Annotated in this window: 3 protein-coding genes and 1 pseudogene; 3 read left to right on the top strand and 1 reads right to left on the bottom strand. The window is 58.5% G+C overall.

Features of this window, described 5'->3' with window-relative positions:
* From BQ7477_RS02335 to BQ7477_RS02345, 3 genes and pseudogenes are all read left to right on the top strand, one after another.
* Positions 1-398, top strand: a pseudogene (locus tag BQ7477_RS02335) (hypothetical protein); the annotation flags it as partial.
* Between the two features lie 322 nt (positions 399-720).
* A complete protein-coding gene (locus BQ7477_RS02340) occupies positions 721-1041 on the top strand; it encodes a hypothetical protein (protein ID WP_073982668.1) in 321 nt (106 codons plus the stop codon).
* Positions 1042-1052: 11 nt separating this feature from the next.
* Entirely contained in the window at positions 1053-2225 is a 1173-nt protein-coding gene (locus BQ7477_RS02345; protein ID WP_073982669.1) for a hypothetical protein, read from the top strand.
* Positions 2226-2347: 122 nt separating this feature from the next.
* Here BQ7477_RS02345 and BQ7477_RS02350 read toward each other — a convergent pair whose 3' ends face one another.
* Complete coding sequence (locus BQ7477_RS02350; protein ID WP_073982680.1) at positions 2348-2842, bottom strand: inorganic diphosphatase; 495 nt, start codon at positions 2840-2842, stop codon at positions 2348-2350.
* Positions 2843-2947 lie beyond the last annotated feature (105 nt).

The raw sequence follows: 2947 nt of genomic DNA on the forward strand, positions 1-2947 counted from the left end.
CGCCGGCCCCCCTCGCGGCGCTCGCCGGGTTTGTCGCGTCCGCAGCCGTGCTGGGGGCCGTCATCTGCGTATCCACGTCGATTTTTGGCCCGGCTGTCGCCGATTGGCGCGACGGGGTAACAACACACGAGAACGTCACCTGTCAGAATATGCGTGAGGTGGAGGTTGCGCGCACGGGTTCAAGCCCCGCGTCCACTGACGTCACGTTCGACCTGGTGAGTCCCGACGGATACGCGCGCCAGTTCACCATCAATCAGGTGCGCTTTGAGCGCGGAGTTGACAAGTCACGCCAGCCCGACGTCACCCTGATGGCTGCCTGCCAGTCTTCGGACGCAACGCTGACCGTTGCAGTCTATGAGCGCACCGGCATCCTCGCTGAAGCTCGCAAGGATCGCTAACTGGGTGCCTCTCTCGCCAGTACGAGGCGGTGGAGCTGGATGGGAAGCCGCGGGCAGATGATGGGTTCTTAGTCTCGCTCGGCGACCCCGTGTTGAGCGTCCGGCGCATTCACGAGCGTCAATCCGTATTCGAAAATGGGTATTCTGACCGGGCTGGGTGATGGGCGCGAGCGTGATCTCGTCGTAAAACCTCGACTCGGTTGAATGAAATGGTAGTGCCAGGGATAAACGACACGCACCTAACTGTGTGCGCCGCCATAGTTTTATGGTTGTGTTCTGAACTTTTGGTAGCATCTGCTCATTCGCATGAAAGGAATACTCGATGGCCGACATCGACGTAAGAACAGACTCGTGGCGCAAGCACTCCACAAAAGTTTACCGCGATGGGCTAACCGTCACGCAGGGCGCTACCGCGTACACTTCCGCGCTGAGTGACCATGCTTTCGGGGTCTTCAGTTCGCTTATTCTTCCTCCCTATGCGCTTGTTGCGGCGGTCTTTGCCCAAGCGCATCGTGAGGCGGGAACTACCCTGCAAAGAGGAGCCGAGCTTGTGGATATGGCGGCAACCGACTTTGAGCTGACAGACGCTGAATCGGCGAAGAATATAGCGGTCGCCGGATTGCTCGATGGGGGCTACGTCTGATGGTGTCGAGTGTGCAGGTTGCGCAGCCAGCGTCCACCCATGAGACCAAGTGGTACAAGACTGCCGGCATCATTACGGATATTTCGGATCTGTGCGAGTCTAAGAGTGTTTTCGACGCCACTCTCAACACTGTTTCATTGGGTGCCGACGTCGTCGGATTCGTCATGAACCCCGTCAAAACCGTGGTGTCTCATGTCGTCAGCTGGATCATGGATCATATTGCTCCCCTGCCCGACATGCTGCAGAAATTCACGGGCGACCCGGAACAGGTCGAGGCGGCTGCGATTACGTGGCAGCGGATCGGCGCCCAGTGGAAACAGGCAGGCGACGAACTTGACGCAGACTTCCACTCGCAGCTGTCCCCGCAGGTATGTCGAACACTGTCTGCCTACAAGGTCGAGGTGACAGGACTCGTCCTGTTGTTCCGCAAGATGGCTGAGGTGTGTGACCTTGTCGCCACGGGCCTGTGCATCTTGTCCGCAGTCGTCAAGATCGTCTACGAGCTCACGCGCGATGCGATCGCTGATCTCATCGGTACCTTCGCCGAGGCCGTCGCGGAGGCCTTGCTGTCGGTGGGGACCCTGCTGCCCAAGATCGCCTACAACATTTCGACAACGGTCGCCAGCTGGGTTACGAAGATTAAGAAGAAGGGAAGTCAGGTTCTTGAGGGCTTCCGGTCGGCCAATGGCATCTTTTCGCGACTCGAGTCCATCTTGAAGAGTCTCGGAACGACGCTCAACAATCTTTTCGCGAGCGTCTCTAATCTTGCAGGCAAAACCATGGACAAGGTCGGAGACGCCTTGCACCACGTGGCCGGCAAGCACGCGGACACGCTTGGCAAAATTGATGACATGGTCGACGCTGGACGTGCAGGAATTAAGAAGGTCACCGATAAGGCGAAGCCCATTGTCAAGGGCGCATATGAGTACGTCATCAAGGGTCCGGTTGATGTCCTCAACAAACCATCGGACATCGGTAAGGCGGGCGGTTTTGGCCTTGCCCGAGCGCTCTTCAAAGATCCGGACAAACTGAAGCGGATTAATCAGCTGGCTGATCGTAAAGACCTGTGGCAAGCCGGATTTAAACGATCACGTGAACTGCTGGGTAACGCGAAGGACTACAAGGATTACTGGGACAAACTGAAGGACCTCCACGAAGCCATTGGAGGACCCAAGAGTAACTAGCGTCGGCGCGGCCGGGTCCCCGAAAGCGTCCCGAGCGCGCAGCAACGCAGCAACACTGTGAGCGTGAAGTGGGGCCGCGCGAACGTTTGTTCGCGCGGCCCCACCGCGACAGCTCCGCAAGCTCAGTGCTTGTCCTCGTGCTCCTTCAAGCGCTCGTAGGAGCGACGAATCTCGGCTTCCGCCTCTTCGCGGCCAACCCAGTGAGCGCCCTCGACGCTCTTGCCGGGCTCGAGATCCTTGTACACCTCAAAGAAATGCTGAATCTCCAAGCGGTGAAACTCTGACACGTCCTCGATCTCGGTGCGCCACGACGCGCGCTGATCCGACGCCGGCACGCACAGAACCTTATCGTCGCCGCCCTTCTCATCGCGCATACGGAACATGCCGAGCGCCCGGCAGCGAATCACGCAGCCGGGGAAGGTGGGTTCCTCGAGGAGCACCAGTGCGTCCAACGGATCCCCGTCTTCGCCCAGGGTGTCGTCAATGAACCCGTAGTCGTCCGGGTACCGGGTCGAGGTGAACAGCATGCGATCCAGGCGGATACGTCCCGTCTCGTGATCGATCTCGTACTTGTTTCGATTTCCCTTCGGGATCTCGATAGTCACGTCGAATTCCATGACCATGCCTTCCGCATCAGCCCCGAAACTCGGGGGTCCAGTTGGTTGAGTGAGTACATAGACGGGTAGTGTAGCTACAGAGGTAACCACGAAGGGACATCCATG

This window comes from Actinomyces bouchesdurhonensis (assembly GCF_900128465.1).
Lineage (GTDB): Bacteria > Actinomycetota > Actinomycetes > Actinomycetales > Actinomycetaceae > Pauljensenia > Pauljensenia bouchesdurhonensis.